Here is a 21,694-nt window from a genome sequence, read left to right as displayed (position 1 = left end):
AAAGGGGTAATTTTCCAAAAAATCAATCTAGTAATTTCAATATTCTTTTTATATATTTCGTGATAGATTTAAAATGTAAGAGAAAAAAACGAGGGGGAAAACCATGCGAAGCAATCGTGTGAAAAAATGGGGGAGTATCGGACTTACTGCCCTAATGGTGGGAGGGTCATTCCTGCCTAACTTTACTTTTAACACGATCCTTGCTGAGGCGGCTCAGTTTGGAAATGTGGTTATAAGTGAAGTGTATGGCGGGGGAGGCAACAGTGGGGCCACGTACAAAAATGATTTTATCGAATTGTACAACCCTACGGATCAAGATATCAGCCTTGAGGGCTGGTCTGTCCAGTATGCTGCAAAAGGGGGCACCTTTAGTACCAATACGAAATATATGACACCTCTTTCAGGTGTTATTAAGGCGCATGGGTACTATTTGATCCAGGAACAAGCTGGAAGTGGCGGCACTGTTGATCTTCCAAATCCTGATATTACAAATGGTGGAATTGGTATGGGAGGGTCAGACGGGAAAGTAGCATTAGCAAAAACAACTGCAGCTGTTTCCGGCTCATTAGATGCAAATGTTGTCGACTTTGTCGGTTACGGGGGAGCCAATGATAAAGAAGGCAGTGGCACCACCCAACCGCCATCAGCAAGCAAATCAGTTGAAAGATTAGCCAATGACAGCTCAAGTCCAACAACTGAAGGGGCAGGAAACGGAAATGGCTGGGACACCAACGACAATGCCAATGATTTTGTGCAGGCGGATCCAAATCCGCAAGGCTCCAGTTCACCAATTGAACCAGCATTTGTCACACCGGACCCAATCTCAGAAGGTTCTACTTATATCGGAAATGTCCGTGACAATGACAACGCAGGACAGCCTAAATTATTAGGTCAAACAGTTACTGTTGAAGGAACGGTTACAGTTGCAAACAATACTATAGGCTCAGATACCTTCTACATCCAGGATGCTACTGGAGGAGTTAATATATTTGGTTCCCCACAGGGAGTAACAGTAGGCAATAAAGTGAAAATTACCGGTAAAGTTGATTTTTACAGAGGCCTAACCGAAATCGTTCCAACAAGTGTCGAAGTTATCAGCAGTGGTCATACAGTATCACCTAATTTCATCAAAAAACTAGCTGTTCTAAATAACTATAATACCGCCGAGCCGCTCGAAGGTACGCTCGTAAAGGTAAGAGGAAAGGTAACTGATGTTCCGGCGTCCCCAAACGGTGGAGGTTCCAATATAACGATTACTGATGACGCAGGAAAAAGCACATTGGTAAGAGTAATGCAAACCACCGGCATTAATGTTGTCGATACAATTAAAAAGGATAGCACTTATACATTTACCGGAATTGCAAGCCAGTATGACTCGACAAGTCCATACACAAGCGGTTATCAAGTTTTTCCACGAAATGCAACTGATGTACAGGAATATTTCGCTTTGTCCTTACAGCATGACCCAATCACAACCGCTTATAAAGGAACAAGCACTCAATTTACTGCCACAGCACCTGGGGCAGAGACTGTGACTGTTTACTATAAAGGCACATCAGAAACAGACTATCATTCGATGCCAATGGAAAAAGGCGAACAGGATCAATATAGTGCTGTCCTAACGGCGGCCAACCTGCCGCTTGATGGATTCAGCTATTTTATTGAAGCGAGAAATTCATCCGAAGTGAAGACGGCTGGGTCCTCGGCAGCACCATTTGCTGTCACTGTGGAAACGGATACCCAAGGCCCGGAAATTTCAGGGTTTGAACCGGTCAATAATGCCATTGTCGAAACGACCACTCCGGATATCAGCTTCCAATTGGAAGACCCGAGTGGGATTAATTTTTCAAGAATGTTGGTAAAATTGGATGAAAGTGATGTAACTTCATCCGTTAAAACATCCGTTAATCCATTGCAATTAGAGCTGGCAACACCGCTGGCAATCGGCCCACATACGATTACGGTCGAGGCATACGACACGAAGGGATACCAAAGCACGGCTTCTTGGTCATTTACAGTGGCAAAACCATTCACTGGCGGGGAACATTATCGCGGGACGACCCATAACCATACAAATATTTCCCATGATGGAGCCGGTACACCTGAAGATGCTCTTAAAGCTGGAAAGGCCCATGGGTATGATTGGTTTGCCTTCTCCGATCACTCACACGATATCGATCCAGAATCGGTGGGTCAAGACACCGTTCAACGAAATGGAATGCCTGAAAGAAAAGGCGGCAACCAGTGGCAGCTGACTAAGGACCTTGCCGCCCAGTATACGAAGAACGATTATGTTGTCTTCCCAGCATTTGAAATGACTACCACCACTTGGGGCCACTCAAACGTGTTTGGGACAGATAATTTTATAGATCGAAAAATGAATGGCGGAAAATATCAGGATTTGAATCAGTACTATGCATGGGTATTAACGTATGACAATATTGCAGCCCAATTTAACCACCCTGATATGTCTGCCAATGCCTTTAATAACTTTATGCCTTATGATCAAAAAGTAGATAAACTGTTTACCATGCTTGAGGTAGGGAACGGTTCAGGACATTACGGCTATGCGAATGCCGAGAAAAAATTCTTCAGCGCCCTTGATTTAGGATGGCATATCGCGCCGACCTATGGCGAGGACAACCATGAAGGTACATGGGGTCAAACCATGAAGAGAACCGTTATTGTCGCAAGTGATTTATCTCAAAATTCATTATTGCACTCCATGCGGAATATGCGTGTTTATATGGAAGAGGATCCAAACTTTAAATTAGATATGCTAGCAAACGGCCAATACATGGGTTCGGTTGTGAACAGCAAATCGCTAAAGTTTGATATTAAAGGGTCAGACGCAGTGGCTGAATCCAATTCCATCGCGGAATATAACTTCCTGCCGTCAGATTATAAGTCTGATGACCGAGTGAAAAAAGTCGAACTCATAACCAATGGTTCAAAAGTGGTTAATTCTATTGAACCGATGACGAAAGACTTTACCTGGAACCCGGAAGTAACGGTTACCGGAGGCCAACAATGGTTTGTGGTCAAGGTTACGCAAATGGACGGAGAGCAAATTTACTCTGCGCCAATTTGGACAAAAGAGCAGGATGTTGACGTCCGCGTAAGTGGTTTGGAAGTGGCTGGCGGAGCGATTGTATCCGGCAACCCGGCGACATTAGAAGCCGGCATCAGCAATCTTGGTAAAACGGCGCTTTCTAACTTAACTGTTAAGTTCTACTATGATGAAGTTAACAGCAGCAATCTTATCGGTGAAGGCACAATTGCTTCCCTAGCCTCTAAAGGTGTCGGAAAAGCAAGTGTGACATGGGACAACCCAGTTGCCGGAAATCATACGCTGATTGCTGTGGTGAACACTCCGGCCGGCGATAGCCCTGAGGATAATGAATTTAGGAAACCGATAACGATCAAACAATCATTAGGAATTAAGGTTATGATTGATGCTGCACATGGAAATGAAAACACATCAACTGACCCAGGAACATATAAAAATAACTTCACTGCTTTTACAAAAATGGTCCAGCGTGAAGGTTATACGGTCTTCGAAAATAAGCAGCAGTTAACCGCTGATACCTTAAAGGATGTAAAGGTATTGGTTATGACCCATCCACAAGTAGATTTAACAGCCGCTGAAAACCAAGCCGTTGCAGACTTTGTTAAAAATGGCGGTTCGTTATTGTTGACGGATAAGAGTAATTTTAAAAACAATACGAACATTAATAATGACTTGCTGGAACAAATGGGCTCGACGATTCAAATTAATGATGATGGCATTAACGATGATACAAAAGAAGGAAACTTCTGGTCTGATCCGCTTAAGTCCAAATTTGCCGTCCGTCTGCACTTGAAGCCGGTAGCAAACTATATCACGGACCGAGCCGATACGATTGAATATTATAGCGGTTCGAGTTTGGAAAGGGTTGGGCACCAGCCATTAACAGATAGTGACACGGTCACGATTATTGCCAAGGGGAATGAAACTACCTATCAGGGCAGTGTGGCATCAGGCAACTACGTTTATGATAGTGTTTCCGATACTCAAGGAGGTTCGGCTATTCCGGCGATTGCATCGGAAGTGATTGGTCTAGGAGGGAAAATCGTCGTCTCCGGCATGAACTTCATGAATGATAAGCAAATGGATGAGTCCTACAATCCAAAAGGCAATGACGAAGTAGCGCTGAACTCGATTAACTGGTTAGCAGATCGCGGTACGTCTATTACTAAGCTAGCAGATGCAAGAGAGTTAGAAGAAGGGACACCGGTAGTGGTTGAAGGAACTGTCACCACTGGAGCAGGAGTATTCTTTGATGCATTCTATTTACAGGATGACACTGGCGGAATCATGGCCTTCCAAGAAGTGCCGGAGGGCTCTTTAAAAGAAGGGGATAAGGTTCGTGTCTATGGCCACATCAAGATCTTTGAAAATAATAAGGAACTTGAATTTGGCAGCTTTGCACAAGATGTTATCAAAATTGGAACGACCGAGCCTGTACAGCCAAAAGTGGTTCCAACTGGTGAAGCTACAACGGATGCTAATCAGGGGCTGCTTGTGAAGGTTAAAGGCTTGGTAACAGGGAAGTTTGATGATAACTCTTATTATGTTAACGACGGTTCAGGTGACGTGTTGGTGTTTACTGACGGTTACATCATAAATCAAAGCGGTCCGGTTCCGGCACTTCAGGTAGGTGACACGCTCGAGGCAGTCGGCCTTTCTGGCGCATTTGCCCAAGGAGAGCGGATCCGTGTTCGAAATACCAAGGAACTAATTGGCACTCCTGATGTTACCTCACCGGAAACGGTTGCTGAAGTGAATCCGAAAGAGCCAACCGGCAAAAATGGCTGGTATCAATCCGATGTCACCGTCAGCCTGGCGGCTACAGATGATATGTCCGGTGTTAAGTGGACAGAATATCGTTTAAATGGCGGAGTATGGACAGATTACGCGAAGCCGATTGAATTGACTTCTGACGGTATCCATACAGTGGAATACCGCAGCAAAGACGTCAAGGGTAATATCGAAGATATCAAGTCGTTGGAAGTTAAGATTGATAAAACAGCACCAACATTAACAGTGTCGGTCGACCAGCCGATTCTTTGGTCTCCAAATCATAAAATGGTAGATATAAATGCATCCTTGGATTCCGATGATGCGACCTCGGGCATTGAATCAGTGGTTTTAAAATCGATTACGATTAACGAAGTTAAGCCTATTCCGAGTGATATCCAGGGTGCATCCTATGGAACGGCGGACAAAGCATTCAGCCTTCGTGCTGAAAAAAATGGAAATGGCAATGCTCGTATTTACACTATTACCTATATGGCAACTGATAAGGCAGGCAATACCACAACAGGTACTGCTACTGTAACTGTTCCAAAAAGCAACTCAGGTAAATAATTTGAAAGGACTGCTTTAACAGACAAAATTGTCTTTTAGAGCAGTCCTTTTTAATTGATGCATGGGGACGGTTCTCATGCATCATTGTCGATGGTACGCGAGAACCATCCCCATGTATCACCTACAGCCAACGCCAACAAAACGCCGGCGGAATCAAACCCAATATCAAACAGTCTGCCATCGCGGGTAAAGTATAATTGTAGAATCTCCGTGAATACCCCGTAGGAAATGGCCAGAATCAGCGCCACCCCTTTTGCTTGAAACCGTGATTGGAGCAGCAGTGTCAGGATGAAGAATGCGCTGAAATGCCCCACTTTTTGAAGCAGAAAATCACTACTAAGGTGGGATGGCAATGGCTCCAGGAACACAGATAAGTTTGGATGACGTTCCCACTCAAACCGAATCTCCCCAAACCGTATGAATTGATCAAAGCTATATGTACATGTAGAAACAAAAATGGCTCCCGCACAAAACAGGATTAGTAAAACTCTCATAAAAGTGCCTCCTCTAGCCTCCATTTTGGTCTTCGGGAATTTATTTTATACTCGATTAGACTTGCTGATGGCCTTGGTCTCCCTTAAATTTCTCCATTTTAATTCATATTCTAAATCATTCTACAAATACTATTTTTGTTTGTATGAATTTTTGACAGGTAAGGGGAGGATTTTTCTTTAATGAAGAGGATAACGTTTGTGGCTGTCTTGTTGCTCTTGATAGCCGGGCAGCTCACAGGTCATATTTTTCCGAAATTAGCCAACGCAGTAAGGGAGGATCCTGCGGTTCAATTACGCCTGCTTGAAACCACCGATTTGCATGTATTCTTAGCAAACTATGATTATTACCAGACAAAAGAAGATAACAAGGTGGGGCTGGTAAAAACGTCCACTATGATAAAACAAGCCCGCAGCGAGGTAAAAAACTCTTTGCTTTTTGACAACGGCGATAATATTCAAGGGAATCCCTTGGGTGATTATGTCGCAAAGGTAAGAGGGCTAAAAGACGGTGATGTCCACCCGGTTACAAGGGCCTTTAATATGCTCGGGTATGATGCGGTCACCATCGGCAATCATGAGTTTAATTATGGGCTGGACTTTCTGACCCGTGCCTTTGAAGGGGCGAAAATGCCCGTCGTTAACGCCAATGTATACGACGCTGCTACAGGAAAACATTATTTTGAGCCTTATGTTATTTTTAACAAAAAAGTGATTGATGATGAGGGGCAGAATCACGTCATTAAAGTCGGGGTCATTGGCTTTGTACCGCCGCAGATCATGGAATGGGATAAAGCTAATTTAGAGGGTAAGGTTACCACTAAGTCGATTGTAGAATCGGCGAAAAAACTTGTCCCGGAAATGAAAAAGAAGGGGGCTGACGTGATTGTGGCGCTTGCCCACACGGGAATTAGCGCTGAACCCTATTCACCTGACATGGAAAATGCCGCCTACTACTTAACACAAATAAGGGGCATCGACGCCGTATTTACCGGCCATTCGCATAACTTATTCCCTGGTCCGCTCTATGCGAATCTGCCAAATACAAATCTTGAAAAAGGAACTATCTACGGTAAACCAGTCGTAATGGCGGGTTCGTTCGGAAGCCATTTGGGTGTCATTGACCTTAAGTTGCAAAAAATTCGTGGAAAATGGGCAGTCGCTGGCGGCACGAGCACGCTCAGGCCGATTGCCGATGAAAAAGGCAATTCTCTTGTAGCAACTGACGAAGCGTTAATGAAAGAAATCTTACCGGAGCATATCGGTACGATTGATTACGTCAACCAACCGATTGGCGAGACTACCGCACCGATTTTCAGTTATTTTGCCCTTGTTCAGGACGACCCATCTGTGCAAATTGTCAATAATGCGCAAACGGAGTATTTGGTTGAAAAATTAAAGGATCCAACCTACAGCAAATTTGCAGGCATTCCGATCCTTTCGGCGGCAGCGCCATTTAAAGCCGGCGGACGCGGTGGGTCTAGCTATTACACGGATATCCCGGAAGGAACACTGGCTATCAAAAATGTCGCTGACTTATATTTGTATCCAAATACGCTTCACGCTGTGTTAGTGAATGGAGCTCAGCTAAAGGATTGGCTCGAAATGAGTGCGGGGCAGTTCAATCAGCTGAATCCCACGGCGGGAGGCGAGCAGCAGCTGATTAATCCAGATTTCCGGTCCTATAATTTTGATATCATAGACGGTGTTCAGTACCAGGTGGATGTGACCAAGCCTGCGAAATATGATTATAACGGGAAGCTGATTAATCCGGATTCGGGCCGAATCGTGAACCTAACCTATCAGGGCAAACCGATTACTGCCGATCAGAGGTTCATTGTTGCAACAAATAATTACCGTGCATCTAGTAAAACCTTTCCGGGGGTTAGCCAGGGTGAAGTCATCCTTCAGTCACCGGATGAAAATCGCCAAATCATCACGAACTATATTCGCGAAAACAAAACGATTAACCCGTCTGCTGACCAGAACTGGTCTATTGCAAAATTCCAGGGCACAGTGGTCCCTGTATTCGAATCCTCGCCAAAAGCGCAGGATTATACGAAACTATTTAAAAATATTCAATACATCGGACCATCGAGTGGCGGGTTTGGGAAGTATTCGATTGATTTAACAAATTAATTATTTTTAATGTAGACAAAGGGTTTTTATTAGATGATAATTCCAGAAAATGTCGTGAGGGCAAAGGATTTTGTAGTGAGACATTAAAATTTTGTGGTGAGAAATCCATTTTATGTAGTAAAACCTCGCTATTACGTAATAAGGCGTAAAAAAAGCAGTCTAACCCGAGGTCAGACTGCTTTGCCAATCTAAAAAAACAATTATTGTGTCACTTTTTGAATCCGTCCCTCAGCCTTATATTCAAATGGTTTTGGCAGGGATTTAACAAATTCAACGGTTGCTTCTAAATCCTCTGGGCCAACCTCAAGGCCTGTTGAAAGAGCGCCGATTCCGTATTTTGCATTTCCATACATATAGTTATTCACGACAACGGAATATTCCTTATTCGGATCTATCTTGCTTCCGTCCGGGAGAAAAATGTCCACGATTTTTCCAGTTTTTGATACAGAATTAAAAGTGAAAGTGTACTTGAATCCGGCGATATGGAAGTCGAGGCCGCGATCGGTAATTTGATTGTTTAATACAGTTACCATATCGTCACCGCTTAGATTTACTTTATTAAGCACGTTTCCGAATGGTTGAATCGCAAATAAATCGCCAAACGTTACTTCTCCGGCATCAAGATTGGCACGGACGCCGCCGCCGTTCATCAATGCAAAGTCGGAATTCATTGCTGCCTTCATGCCATCGGCAATCAAGTTGCCAAGTCCGTTGTCACCAATTTCATCAAAAGCAGAAGGGTACCCCTTAGTCAAGCTGGTCAACGAGTTACCCACAACTTCGGCCTTCATCGGCGCTACCTTATCCTCATACTTTTTCATAATCGCGGAAACAGCAGGGTCAGGTGTGTACTGGTCTTGAAAAACGGTAACAATCTCTGCTTGCTTGTTGATGATGTCACCTGTGTCAAGATCAAGCTCTAGATCCACATCAGAAAAAGCGGATCCGTAGGAATAGGCTTGAACGATTAGTTTGTTATCTACTACTTTATTGTTATAAACATGGTTATGAGCAGCAAAGATCACATCTACTTCATCATCTACATTTTCTGCAATTCTGGAAGCATCAAATCCATCAACATAGCCATCTTGAGCAGTAGGATTATGGGCAAGAACGACAATTGCTTTAATGCCCTGTGCTTTCAATTCAGCCGTGTACTTATTAATAGCTTCTGCTTCATCGGTAATTTGTAGGTTCTCATTTCCTTTGGTTACTATCATGTCAGGAGTTTCTTGCGTAATGACTCCGATGAAACCAATCTTCTTCCCGCCAACTTCTTCAATCACATAGGGTTTCCCTGTAATCAATTTTCCTGTTGATTTATCAAAAGCGTTGGCTGCTACAACAGGGAAGTTCATTCCATCATAGCCGGCAGTACCCTTTCCTCCTGGATGCTCGCCGCCATTCATCATCCGCTGTAATTCGGCAATTCCTTCATCGAATTCATGGTTCCCGAGCGCTCCCACATCCATGCCCAAAGACTCCATTACTTCAACAGTTGGTTCATCTTGGAATAATGCTGAAATAAGCGGACTGCCGCCAATCATGTCACCTGCGTTAACAAGAAGGGTGTTCTTGTTTGTCGCTTCTCTTTGACGAATTGCTGCGGCTGTATATTCCATGCTTCCGGCAAGTCTGTCGCCAACTTTTGTATCTGTATCAAGCTGGCCATGTAAATCATTTAAGCCTAGGAGCTGAACTTTTACAGGAGCCCCGCCAATGTCTAGTTTGAAAATGCCGAAGCCAGCTGGATCTTTATCACCAGTATAGGAGATATTGCCGCCATCCTTTATATATTTCTCAGCCTCTGGTGATGATGTAAAGGTTACGTCTACGTTTCCGGGAATCGGAGCAATCGACCAGTTATTATCTGCTGTAGGCGTAATTTCTTTCATTTCAGAAATATAATCCATCAAAACTTGACGGTTTTCATCCGCAGAGTCAATGACGAGTTCGGCACCTTTAAGACCTGGGAAGTTACCGCCGCCGCCAGCACGATAGTTGTTCGTTACCACGATAAAGTCTTGGTTCGGATCGACAGGCTGTCCGTTGTAAGTAAGATTGACGACACGGTTGGAACTAGGATTAATCACGTTTCCATCTTTATCATACTTTGGCGGCATTGTGACATCAATTTGATACTGTACACCATCAATAACATCAAAGTTGTAAACCGGGAATCCCGAATTTAATAACGGCTGTTCATCAGTTTTTGCTGGGTCAATAGTGTTAAACTTCCCAGCGGACATTTCAATCCATTCTTTGACAACAGAGCCTTTGACTTTAACAGCTTTCAAGGTATTGTCATATAGGTACAGGTCGCCTGCGCTTCGAATCGTTAAGTCTCCTGCTTGAATTTCGGTATACTCAGCAACTCCATTGCGTCCAGCTTTAAAAGGTGCGCCGACAGATAGAATTGGCAGGTTTTGAAGCTCAGGTTTATTGGTAGCAATGTACCTTTCTGCATACCATTTTTGAGCATTCGTTACTACCTGGATAGATGGGTCATCCTGTACCAGTGCAAAATAGCTATAAATGTCATCGGTTGTTTTTCCGATTGGAGTGTTAACGTAATTAATGGTTGCTTCATGGTCTGCTTTAACCGCATCTACGATGGATTGAACTGGTTTAACCTGGGTTGGCGAATAGATTTCACGTGTTTGAGATTGGGAATCTCCTACCTTCCACTTGCCCTTTTCTTTTACAAGGTCAAGGTCAATAATTCCTAACGATCCCCCGCCATAGCCGGCTTGTACGGCTGGCACACCGTTAATAGTTCCTCTTGCATTATCAACCCCAGGAAGCGGGTTACCGTCGGGGCCTTTGAACAACGCATCGAGAGACTTAACGTCCTTTGCCGGGAACAACTTATGTGTATGCGAGAAGGTAATCGCATCAATTCCAGGCACTTCACTTAAAGCATAAATGACATCTTCCGTGTTAGCCTTGTTGCCGCTGAAACCAGAGTGTGTCATCGCAACGATGATATCGGCACCTTCTTCACGCATTTGCGGAATAAACTTCTCGGCAGTTTCAACGATATTTTTCGTAATGACTTTGCCATCTAAATTGGCTTTATCCCAATCGTTAATTTGCGGCGGCACAAAGCCGATAAAACCGACTTTGATGAAATGCTTTCCACCTCGTTCATCAACGAATTTTTTGTTGATAATTCTATAAGGTGTAAATTTATTGATGTCATTTTCCGGATTATTGTCGTGGTCATCAACATAAACGTTGGCGTTTACAAATGGGAAATTCGCATCATCGTAAGCTTCTTCTAAAAAGTCAAGCCCGTAGTTGAATTCGTGATTTCCTAATGTGGCCATGTCATAGCCCATTTGGTTCATCGCTTTGAAGACCGGGTGAACTTGGCCATCCTTTAACGGTTCTATTTTTGCAAAGTAGGTACCGAGCGGAGTCCCTTGAATCAAGTCACCGTTATCGACCAAAAGACTGTTTTCTACTTCTTTACGGGCATCCTTTACAAGTGCGGCAGTACTTGCCAGTCCAACCTTTAAGTATTCTGAATTTTTGTAATAGTCATAGTTAAGTAGATTGGTATGCAGATCGGTCGTTTCCATTAGACGCAGTTCTACTTTTGGATTGGCATTGCTGTTTTTCGGGGCTGCCGCTCCAGCTTTTACTGTTGGAAAAAATGGAACGGTAACAAGTGAAACGGCAAGTGCTGCGGATAAAAATTTCTTTGCTTTAGTTATATTTCTCTTTTTCAACCAAGTCGCCCTCCTAGTAATCTATCATTTTACTTCTGGAAAAATGGAATCCCCCCTAAAAAAGAGTCTATGTACCAATTTGTTCTTATTGAAGGACAAAACTAGCGCAATTAAAAAACTACGTTCTTAATTGAGGTTTTATGTCCTTTTTTAGGTAGTTCTTCCTTATTTTTCATCCAAGCTTTTTCATCATAAATAACTTTTTCAAGTTTTGTAAGGGAAGGAAGTCGTAGGTCTAAATGTACTTAAGTGGGAAATTTCTCCCCCTCCATAAACAATTTTGAGATTATGTTGTATCCTTAAAGAAAGAACTTAAAAGAAGGACGGTATTATCATGAAAAAAACGGCCAAGGACATCCTATATATTTTTCTCGGTGCCCTTATTTTTGCGATAGGGGTGAATTATTTTACCATCCCAAACCATCTCTCCGAAGGCGGCATTTTAGGGATCACGATAGTGGCTCACTATTTGTTTGGCTGGTCGCCAGGGGTTGTGAACTTCGTATTAAATGCCGTACTAATTTTAATAGGATATAAATTTTTTGATAAAAGAGCTTTTGTTTATACACTAGTTTCGCTTGCAGCCTGTTCCGGGTTTTTATTTTTAACAGAGGATATCGGAAAAAAGCTAACGGAAGATACCCTGCTTGCCTCGTTGTTTGCCGGATTGCTGGTGGGAGCGGGCTTGGGCTTCATTTTTCGAGCGGGAGGAACATCCGGTGGCACGACTATTTTGGCAAGACTGGCGAATCAATTTTTTGGTTGGAGCATGGGAAAAGCGATGCTTATCATTGACATTGTCGTGGTGGCAGGGTCGATATTCATCATTGGCTTGGAAAAAGCGATGTTCACACTGCTGATTGTCTATGTCGGAGCGAAAGCGATAGATTTCATCGTCGAAGGGCTCGATGAACGGGTAGCTGTGTTAATTATTTCTAATTTGCCGGAAGTGGTCTTAGCTGGCATCACAGAAAAAATGTCGCGCGGGCTCACCGTCCTCGAAGGATATGGTGGCTACACCGGCCAGAAGAAAGAAGTACTCTACATTGTCATCAACAAACAAGAAATCGTCCAACTTAAAAACATCGTCAGTGACATTGACCCAAACGCATACGTCACTGTCCACAATGTCCACGAAATGATGGGGAAGGGGTACAAGGCAGGATAGGTGTCAGCCACCGTGCATGGATAAATTGGCGTTTTGTCCACGTGAGGTGGACACTGACAGAATGTTGTATGATATGTGATAGTTCGACAGGTTTACTGTTTTTGGCATAGTAATCAAAAGGACATAGGAGTATAATTTTTTAGAAAAGGGAGGTGATTGTGTTGGACGAGAAACGATTAGACAGGTTAGAACAAATGCTTTCTAATTTAATCGGAATGGTAGGCGGGATTAAAACGGAACTGTCGGAATTACGAGGGGATCAACAAGGAATAAAAGCAGAACTGTCAGAATTACGAAGTGAACAGCAAGGAATAAAAGCAGAACTGTCAGAATTACGAAGTGAACAGCAAGGAATAAAAGCAGAACTGTCAGAATTACGGAGAGAACAGCAAGGGATTAAAGCAGAACTTTCGGAAATGCGTGCCGAAAACCAAAAACAATTTGCGGAAATTCATGCTAAGCTAACCGACATGCAGGCAGACCAGGACCATATTTGGGAAAAGGCAGCTAGAAATGAACGGGAACTGGCAAAACTTAAAATACATCTTCAGTTATAATTTCTTCAATCTAATATCTGCATATGCGACCCGTAACATTTTTCAATTAGGAACCTCATGATTATCAAAAAATCAGCCTTTAAAAAAAGGAAGTGTCCTCATTCTTTAGAATTTGGAAACTTCCTTTTATTATAATTTACAGAGAGTTGTAAGATGGGGCATTTATGGTGTCAGGCACCACGCGTGGACAAATTGGCGTGTCGTCCACGTGGGGCGGACATTTTGTATGTTTTTTACAGCTCATTGTAGTTTTTCGACTGCTACCCGGCCGGAGAAGAAGGTGGCGCCCCCGCCCATATCGGCAATTCGGTCGGGAGTGAGGATGTTTACTAGGTGCTTTGTTTCTGTTTTTACGGTTGCGTCCGATATCATGGTTTCATCTGCCCATAATCCCTGGGTCACAACCACTCCCGGAAGAACGCTGTACCCAACAGCGGCTTTCAGCTCAATCTCGCCGCGATGATTCCAGACCCGGACCTGTTCACCATCTTCAATCCCCAGCCGCGATGCATCCTCCCAATTTAGAAAAAGTCGCGGCTCTTTTTCTAAAGAAATGTGCCTTTCATTATTTGAAAAAGTCGTGTTCAAGAAATTATGGTTTGGACCCGGGACAAATTGAAACGGAAACTCCTCGCCATCGTCCACTAATGGCACGTAGGTTGGCAGGGGCGGGTACCCGTCCTTCTTCATCCGCTCCGAATATAATTCGATTTTTCCGCTTGGTGTCGGCAGTCTGCCCGAGAATAGCGGCTTAACATGAGCCTTCACATAATGGCGCTCAGCCAGAACCTCGTAGCTCACACCGCTCAAATAAGGATTCTGCGGGTTATCGAGCGCACCCCTAATCATTTCCGCTTCCGTCTCAGTAAACGCAGTATCCGTAAAGCCCATTCGCTCAGCGAGCAGTCGGAACACCTCGACATTTGACATAGCCTCGCCGAACGGTTCGATGACAGGCTGCTGCAGCTGCACAAAATGATGCCAGTACGAAGTATAGAAATCGGTGTTTTCGAACGACGATGTCGCCGGAAGTACGATATCCGCATACTTGGCCGTTTCTGTTAAAAATAAATCGTGCACGACAGTAAACAAGTCTTCACGGGCAAGCCCTTCACGCACCTTCTTGCTTGAAGGAGCCACAACCGCCGGGTTAGATCCGTATACATATAGAGAATTCACCGGTGGGTCAAGCGTCAGCAGGTCATCGCCGAGCGAATTCATGTTCACACTGCGTGTGTTTTTATTTTTCAAAAAATCTGGCCGTTGCAGCCTTGCTGCATTATGGGCCAAGAATCCAGAATTGCCTTTGATGGCGCCGCCGCCCTTTACAAGCCACTGGCCAGTCAACGCCGGCAGGCAGGAAACCGTCCGGACAAACATGCCGCCATTATCGTGGTGCTGCGGGCCGTTGCCAATCCGAATAAAAGAAGGCGATGTTGTCCCATACATTCGTGCCAATCTATAGATATCGTCAACTGGAACCCCGGTAATTTCCGAAACAGCCGCTGGGTTATATTGCTTCACATGCTCCCGCAGTTCCTCGTACCCAACCGTATATTTTTTCAAAAAATCATCATCGACCATGTTTTCGTTAAACAAAATGTGCATGATGCCGAGGGCTAGGGCGCTGTCCGTGCCCGGCAAAATCGGAATAAACCAATCTGCCAATCTTCCAGTCTGGTTTTTATGGACATCGATGACGACAATCTTGGCGCCATTTTCGCGGCGTGCCTTTTGCGCCAACGCTACCTGATGCATATTCGTGCTCACTGCATTGATGCCCCAGAAAATGAACAATTTCGTGTGAATCGTCTCCTCAGGGTCTATGCCAAGGCTGCCGCCCATTGTATACTTGTAGCCGACCGCTCCGGCCGAGTTGCAGATGGTCCGGTCAAGCCTTGATGCACCAAGCCGATTCCAAAAGCGGCGGTCCATGCCTTCAGCAGCGAGCCGCCCCATATTTCCGTAAAAGCTATAGGGAAGAATGCTCTCCGGCCCGTCCGTTTGAATCAGTTCCTTCCAGTGGTCCGTGATGGTGCTCAGCGCTTCGTCCCAGCTAATGCGCGCAAAACGTCCCTCGCCCTTAGCCCCGACGCGCTTTAGCGGATATTGCAGGCGTTTTTCGTCATGAATCCGTTCCGCCATGTTCCGAACCTTATTGCAAATGTGTCCTTTTGTCACGGGGTGTTCTGGATCGCCCTCGACCTTGACAATTTTTCCATCCTGTTTATGGAGTAAAAGCCCGCACTGGTCTGGACAGTCGAGCGGGCAAACCGCATGAAAAATCCCGTCTCGCGGGAGATTTTCGTAGGAAGGCATAAGCATTCTCCTTTAAAGAGCTTGATAGATTAATACTATCGCAGAAGGTGCTTGATTGTCACGAATCGAGAAAGAGGAGAGCGAAACATACTCAGGTCATTTTAGGACTGGGATGTCATTGGATAAAAAGACGTCCAAATCCATCCAGCCTCACCGCGACAGAATCAGCTGATGGTTGCTGTGGTTTGGCGGAACCATTGGGTAGACATTCTCTTCTTCGACCACGTCAAATTCCATCAGTGCCGGACCATCCAGACTCATCGCCTCCTCAATAATCCGTCGGGCCTCCTCCTCCGAACGCGCCCGAAATCCAGCGACGCCGTAAGCTTCAGCCACCCCTGCAAAATTCGGCGAGCCGATTTTTACAGAAGAATAGCGGCCATGATAAAACAACTCCTGCCACTGGCGCACCATGCCCAAATAGCCGTTATTCAAGATTGCAATCTTGATTGGCAGGCGGTACCTGACGGCCGTAATCAACTCCTGCAGATTCATTTGAAAGCTGCCGTCGCCAGACACGCACAAAATGGGCGTCCCCGAACCCGAACGCTCGGCCCCGGAGACCTCAGCCGCAGAACCAGTCACCCCAGCCGCCGCCCCGATTGCTGCCGGCAGCCCATAGCCCATCGTGCCCAGCCCGCCCGACGTCACCAACGTCCGCGGTCTCGTAAACTGATAATGATGCGTCGTCCAAATCTGGTGCTGTCCGACATCCGTCACTACTACTGTGTCCTCTCTAGAAAACTCGGCCAGCGTGCGAATCACCGTCTGCGGGCTCAAAACGCTCTTCGACTTCTCAAAGCGCGGCACCGTCCGCTTCCAATCCACCGCCTCATTTACCCAAATTTCGCCGTTTGCCCTGATTCGTTCATAATCCAGTTCCTCTTTTAATTGAAAAAGGAACTCAGCAGCGTCTTTGACAATCGGCAGGTCTACGGAAATGATTTTATTGATCTCAGCCGGGTCTATGTCCACGTGAATTTTTTTCGACTTTGGCGAAAAGCCGCTCACCTTTCCGGTCACCCGATCGCTAAACCGAACTCCGATTGAGATCAACAAATCGCAATGGTGCACCGCTTTGTTGGCGGCGTACGTCCCGTGCATCCCAAGCATCCCCAAGAACAGCGGGTTCCCCGTATCCATCGCACCAATCCCAAGCATTGAACTAACAACCGGAATCCGCGAGCGCTCGGCGATTTCCCGTAAATGGCTGGCAGCCCCCGAAGCAATTACCCCGCCGCCGACAAAAAGCACCGGCTTCCTGGCGTTTTCAATTAATTCCTTCGCATGATTAATAGATTTCCTGCCCGCTTCATTAGTCCTTTCGCACCTTGGTGCACGGCTAAGGTTCATCCGTTCGGCGCCCATTGTCACACTTTTGGTTGTCAACTCCACCAAGACCGGTCCGGGCCGTCCCTCGACGGCAAGCTTTAGGGCGTTATCAAGTACACCTTGCAGCTGCCCCGCCTCAGTTTTAAAAGAATACTTGGTAATCGGCATAGTAATTCCCGAGATATCTAATTCTTTGGCGGATTCCCCGTTTAATAGATTAGCTGAAAATGGCCCGGCAATAACAACGATCGGGACAGAATCACTATAGGCGGTTGCAATTCCGGTGATTCCGCTTGTTACCCCGGCGGCCGTTGTCATCAGGACTACTCCGGGCTTACCGGTAGCGCGGGCGTAACCGTCGGCAGCGTGAACGGCTGCCTGTTCATGCCGCAATTGTATGTAGCGTATATCCGAATGTTCAGCCGGTAAAACCCCATCATTATGACAGCCAAAAACACATTCCACTCCTAGTTTATGAAGCGTCTCCATAAACGAATCTACTTTAAAAACTTCCTTCAACAAAATATTCACCTGATTTCACAGTTTTTAAATAGTTTAAATTATCAGTCAAAATAAGTATGTGATTTACATCAACGGTGGGTTGTTTTTTTAAAAAAAGAGCCTTGGCCCATTTTCACACACTTTTCACACAATTCTCCCAAAATTATCCCGAACCCTTTGTCTATACTTAGATTAGAAACAAGTAAAGGAGTGTTAGAAAATGAAAAAAACTCTAATTGCAGGTGTTGCCGCCCTCACGCTTTTAGGAGGCGCTTATGGAATCCAAAGCGTTTCAGCAGCTGCCAGCAATCCGAAATCAGTGGAAACGAAAGCCTCAGGCGGTCACTTTGGCAAGAAGCTTGAGCTGGCCAGCCAGTATAAAGACCAAATTCATCAAATCAACCAGCAACGAAAGGAACGACTGAGCCTGAGGTCGCAAATCGTTGATAAAAAGGACCAGCTGTTGGACTTGGTGCTGGAAGCTAAAAATAGCGGCAATAAAGAGAAGTTTCAGCAGGCCAAGGATGTAAAGCGGCAATTAAAATCAATGAACAAGGAATTAAAAACTCTTATGAAGGATGGCCGAAGCGACCGGAAATCCTTAAAGGATGCTGTGAAAAATGGCAATGGAAGTGAGGCCTTTAAAGAGGTAATTGCCACCCAGCAGCAAGTGAATGAAAAATTAAAGCAAATTGCCGCCGAGCTGGCCAAATTAATAGACATTTTTCAATAAGGGTAAAAGGGATGGTGTATTTCGCTGTCCCTTCTTTATTATATAATTGAAAAGTGAGGTGAGCCGTACGATGAAGCATGTTTTTGTTGTGGATGATGAGCAGAATATCCGAGACATTTTACAAAAATATATTGAAAATGAAGGCTACAAGGTAACGCTGTTTTCCGACGGCCGTCAAGTCTATGAGGAGATGTTGCGGCTGAAACCTGATTTGCTGGTGATTGATATCATGATGCCGCATCTCGACGGACTTGAGCTTTGTAAAAAAATCCGCTCGGCTAGTGATGTACCGATTATTTTTGTCTCGGCACGGGACGGCGAATTCGACCGAATTCTCGGGCTTGAGCTTGGCGGGGATGACTATTTAACGAAGCCATTCAGTCCAAGAGAACTAATAGTACGTATGAAGAATATTTTGAAACGGCTGGAAAAATCAATGGCCGTCGTAACAAAGCAAACATTAAGTATCCGGGACGTCACGATAGACCCCGAAAGAAGATACATAGAAAAAGACGGGCAGGAAATCAAGATGACTACAAAGGAATATGAACTGTTTGTGTTTCTGGCCCGGAAAAAAGGAAAGCCATTTACCCGGGATGAACTTCTTGAGTTTATTTGGGGTTACGAATATGCAGGAGACGGTCGACTGATTGACGACTTGGTTAAACGGATCCGTAAGAAATTAGATCAACACCAATCTTCCGTGGAGCTATCCACAATCTGGGGCTATGGGTACAGGCTGGATGAGTAGGATGAAAATTGGATCAAAGTTGTTATTATCGTATTTTATATTAATTATCAGTATTTTTTTGATTACTAGCTTTACATTTCATTTCCTATCGCAGCGGTACTTGCTGAAGGAAACGGAGGTGCAGCTTAAGAAGGAAGCGAAAGTAATCAGCCAGGTGCTAAGCAGGTCTTCTTTTTCAAGCGAAGCCGTTCGTGAAAAACTAATAAACCGCCGGGCACTGGCGGTAACGGAGCGGTTAATGTCTTCGAAAATGATAATTTGGACAAGGGATCGGGACATTATTTATTCGGATTTAAGAGGGGTTTCTTTGGACGATGTCCTGGGGGAAAGTAAGGGTCCTGGCCGGAACTTTGTCTCGGAAACGCTGGCTGTCACTTCGAAAAACGGGAAAAAGATTGGGTACGTGACCCTCGTGGCGAGACTTGATGAAGTGCAGAAGGTAAATCGTTTGATGCGACGATCCCAGTTGTTCAGTTTGTTGATATCCGCCGTGATTGCGATTGTATTAGGGTTTATTTTTCAAAAAGGTTTAACAAGGCCGCTCAGAAACTTAACGGAGCATATGAAAAATTTCTCGCTTAGAGGCCGGGGCCAGGAAATCAGGTTGAATTCAGGGGATGAAATTGGAGAATTGGCCGACAGCTTCAACGCCTTATCGCACAAGCTTAAACAGTATGATGAGGAGCAAAAAGTGTTTTTTCAAAATGCCTCGCATGAGTTGAAGACACCGTTGATGGCGATACAGGGAAATGCCGAGGGAATTTTGGATGGCGTGGTGAAGGGCAAGGACGTAAACAAAAGCCTGAACGTCATCATCGCCGAAAGTCAGCGCCTGAAGCGGATTGTGGAGGGCATTACGTATTTGGCGAAGCTGGAGAATGTGGAGGACTGCTTTAAATTTCAAGAGTGGCCGCTTGATCAGTTGATTCAAGAGGCGGTTGAAAGCGTTGCGGCCCTTGCGGATCAGCGGGGTGTAAGGATTGTGGCCGAGACCGGGTCAACGGGGTTCGTAAAGGTGGACCAGGAAAAACTGAAGCGCGCGTTGATAAATTTACTTGGGAATGCCATTCGTTATGCCGAATCGGAGGTGCGAGTGAAAGCGGCTTTTATGGGTGAGGATTATGGAAGGACATTAACGCTAGTGATGGAAGTCCGTGACGACGGCCCAGGCTTTGCATCCGGCGAGGTTGAAAAAGTATTCCAGCGCTTTTACAGCGGTGACGCTGGCGGCTCGGGAATCGGTTTGGCCATTACCAAAGCCATTGTTGAAGGGCATGGCGGCTCAATTGTGGCGTGTAATGGGGAACTGGGCGGAGCGGTATTCCGAATTACCCTACCTGAGATGGAGTAAGCAACTTTAATTGACGGTAGCAGGGCTGTAACTGTCGGATTGCACGGTTTTACTGTCGGATAACGAGCTGCAACTGTCGGATAAGGGACCGTAACTGTCGGATAACCGACTTTAATTGTCGTTAAGTCCTGTTACTCTCGGATAATCGACGGTTACTCTCGGATAGGGATCAAATACTCTCGGATAAAGCCGGTTTACTCTCGGATAAAGGATAAATACTCTCGACAGAGCCAACTTGCTCTCAACTAACTGCGGGCGCCCAGCCAAGAAGCGCCAAAAAAGTCATCCCTAGGCGTCGAATCTTGCAGTTTTCCCAGGAAATTTTGTAGAAATAACACCGCAAATTTCCTTGGCTTTTTTAAGTTGAAGTTGCTAAGCTATGATAACCTTTCACCAATCCCCCCTCCACCCATAGGATATAAAATAAGAATGGGTGGGAGGTTTTTTTCTATGTATCCTTATTCAAATTACCTTGACGCGATAAACCGGCAAGGCAATAAATTGATAGGTGAAGTGGAGAGGGCGATCAATGGGGAGTACAGTGCCATTGATTGTTATGCCAAGCTGGCCAATTTGGCTTCTAACAAGGGAGAGCGAGATCGAATCCTGGAAATTCGCCAGGATGAAATCAAACATTATCAGCAGTTTGTGGAAATATACCGAAGACTAACGGGGCAGCATCCGCAGCCGAAAATTCTCGAGGAATGTCCCGGTAATTACGTGAATGGGCTGGAGTTTGCGTTGGTGGATGAACAGAAAACAGTCGATTTTTATATGGAAATTTCCGATACCGCAAACGACCCATTTATAAGAGAGGTTTTTCGCAGGGCAGCAGTGGACGAACAGAATCATGCGGTGTGGTTTTTGTACTTTTTTTCAAAAAGAAAATGAAAAATGTCCCCGGTAAACAGTATCCTTACCGGGGACATTTTGCTAGATGGAACATGATTAGTCCCCACTGCCACCTGAATCGCCTCCACTGTCGGAACTGCCATAATTATTATCGTTATCATTAGCGGTATCATGTAAATAATCTCTATCATCATGGTGATGGCCAGAGGATTTTTCTTTCTTAATGCTTGGGAAAATTAATAAAGCCAAGATAATCAATATGGTCCCAAAGAACTCTTGCGTTCCGAAAATAAGGTAAATACCGAAAATCAAGAGTGCTGCACCAACCAGCCTTTGAAGCAATCTTATTGCATTCA

13 protein-coding genes are annotated in these 21,694 nt (G+C 45.0%); 8 read left to right on the top strand and 5 right to left on the bottom strand.

The window, feature by feature from the left end:
• The first annotated feature begins 103 nt into the window (after positions 1-103).
• Positions 104-5,410 carry an OmpL47-type beta-barrel domain-containing protein gene (locus tag ACZ5B7_RS26900; protein ID WP_464491637.1) on the top strand — a complete coding sequence of 1,769 codons (5,307 nt, stop codon included), beginning with the start codon at positions 104-106 and terminating at the stop codon, positions 5,408-5,410.
• Between the two features lie 74 nt (positions 5,411-5,484).
• On the opposite strand, the gene ACZ5B7_RS26895 is transcribed toward ACZ5B7_RS26900, so the two are convergent.
• Positions 5,485-5,904 (bottom strand): VanZ family protein, encoded by a 420-nt coding sequence (locus ACZ5B7_RS26895; RefSeq protein WP_464491636.1) that lies wholly within the window; start codon positions 5,902-5,904, stop codon positions 5,485-5,487.
• A 180-nt stretch (positions 5,905-6,084) separates the two neighbouring features.
• On the opposite strand from ACZ5B7_RS26895, the gene ACZ5B7_RS26890 reads away from it, so the two are divergent.
• Positions 6,085-8,040, top strand: coding sequence for a bifunctional 2',3'-cyclic-nucleotide 2'-phosphodiesterase/3'-nucleotidase (locus tag ACZ5B7_RS26890; protein ID WP_464491635.1), 1,956 nt, complete (start codon positions 6,085-6,087; stop codon positions 8,038-8,040).
• Positions 8,041-8,240: 200 nt separating this feature from the next.
• Here the strand turns inward: ACZ5B7_RS26890 and ACZ5B7_RS26885 are convergent, their stop codons facing one another.
• Positions 8,241-11,774, bottom strand: a complete 3,534-nt coding sequence (locus ACZ5B7_RS26885; protein ID WP_464491634.1) for a bifunctional 2',3'-cyclic-nucleotide 2'-phosphodiesterase/3'-nucleotidase — start codon at positions 11,772-11,774, stop codon at positions 8,241-8,243.
• A gap of 331 nt (positions 11,775-12,105) precedes the next feature.
• Here ACZ5B7_RS26885 and ACZ5B7_RS26880 point away from each other — a divergent pair, with 331 nt between their 5' ends.
• Positions 12,106-12,942 carry a YitT family protein gene (locus tag ACZ5B7_RS26880; protein WP_464494581.1) on the top strand — a complete coding sequence of 279 codons (837 nt, stop codon included), beginning with the start codon at positions 12,106-12,108 and terminating at the stop codon, positions 12,940-12,942.
• A gap of 161 nt (positions 12,943-13,103) precedes the next feature.
• Positions 13,104-13,499, top strand: a complete 396-nt coding sequence (locus ACZ5B7_RS26875) for a hypothetical protein (protein ID WP_464491633.1) — start codon at positions 13,104-13,106, stop codon at positions 13,497-13,499.
• A gap of 240 nt (positions 13,500-13,739) precedes the next feature.
• Here the strand turns inward: ACZ5B7_RS26875 and ACZ5B7_RS26870 are convergent, their stop codons facing one another.
• Positions 13,740-15,818 carry a molybdopterin-containing oxidoreductase family protein gene (locus ACZ5B7_RS26870; RefSeq protein ID WP_464491632.1) on the bottom strand — a complete coding sequence of 693 codons (2,079 nt, stop codon included), beginning with the start codon at positions 15,816-15,818 and terminating at the stop codon, positions 13,740-13,742.
• A gap of 150 nt (positions 15,819-15,968) precedes the next feature.
• Entirely contained in the window at positions 15,969-17,669 is a 1,701-nt protein-coding gene (gene ilvB / locus ACZ5B7_RS26865; RefSeq protein WP_464491631.1) for a biosynthetic-type acetolactate synthase large subunit, read from the bottom strand.
• 202 nt (positions 17,670-17,871) lie between these two features.
• Between ilvB and ACZ5B7_RS26860 the strand changes: the two genes are divergently transcribed.
• The 4 genes from ACZ5B7_RS26860 to ACZ5B7_RS26845 all read left to right on the top strand — a co-directional run bounded on the left by ACZ5B7_RS26860 (position 17,872) and on the right by ACZ5B7_RS26845 (position 21,377).
• Positions 17,872-18,384: a hypothetical protein gene (locus ACZ5B7_RS26860; protein ID WP_464491630.1), complete on the top strand. Its 513-nt coding sequence runs from the start codon at positions 17,872-17,874 to the stop codon at positions 18,382-18,384.
• Positions 18,385-18,454: 70 nt separating this feature from the next.
• Positions 18,455-19,135: a response regulator transcription factor gene (locus ACZ5B7_RS26855; protein ID WP_423799719.1), complete on the top strand. Its 681-nt coding sequence runs from the start codon at positions 18,455-18,457 to the stop codon at positions 19,133-19,135.
• A 1-nt stretch (position 19,136) separates the two neighbouring features.
• Positions 19,137-20,486, top strand: a complete 1,350-nt coding sequence (locus tag ACZ5B7_RS26850) for a sensor histidine kinase (RefSeq protein ID WP_464491629.1) — start codon at positions 19,137-19,139, stop codon at positions 20,484-20,486.
• Between the two features lie 450 nt (positions 20,487-20,936).
• Positions 20,937-21,377 carry a ferritin-like domain-containing protein gene (locus tag ACZ5B7_RS26845; RefSeq protein ID WP_464491628.1) on the top strand — a complete coding sequence of 147 codons (441 nt, stop codon included), beginning with the start codon at positions 20,937-20,939 and terminating at the stop codon, positions 21,375-21,377.
• Between the two features lie 57 nt (positions 21,378-21,434).
• On the opposite strand, the gene ACZ5B7_RS26840 is transcribed toward ACZ5B7_RS26845, so the two are convergent.
• Positions 21,435-21,680, bottom strand: a complete 246-nt coding sequence (locus ACZ5B7_RS26840) for a hypothetical protein (protein ID WP_464491627.1) — start codon at positions 21,678-21,680, stop codon at positions 21,435-21,437.
• Positions 21,681-21,694 lie beyond the last annotated feature (14 nt).

It is taken from the genome of Neobacillus sp. S1115 (assembly GCF_055385565.1).
This window is presented reverse-complemented; position numbering and strand designations above follow the sequence as displayed.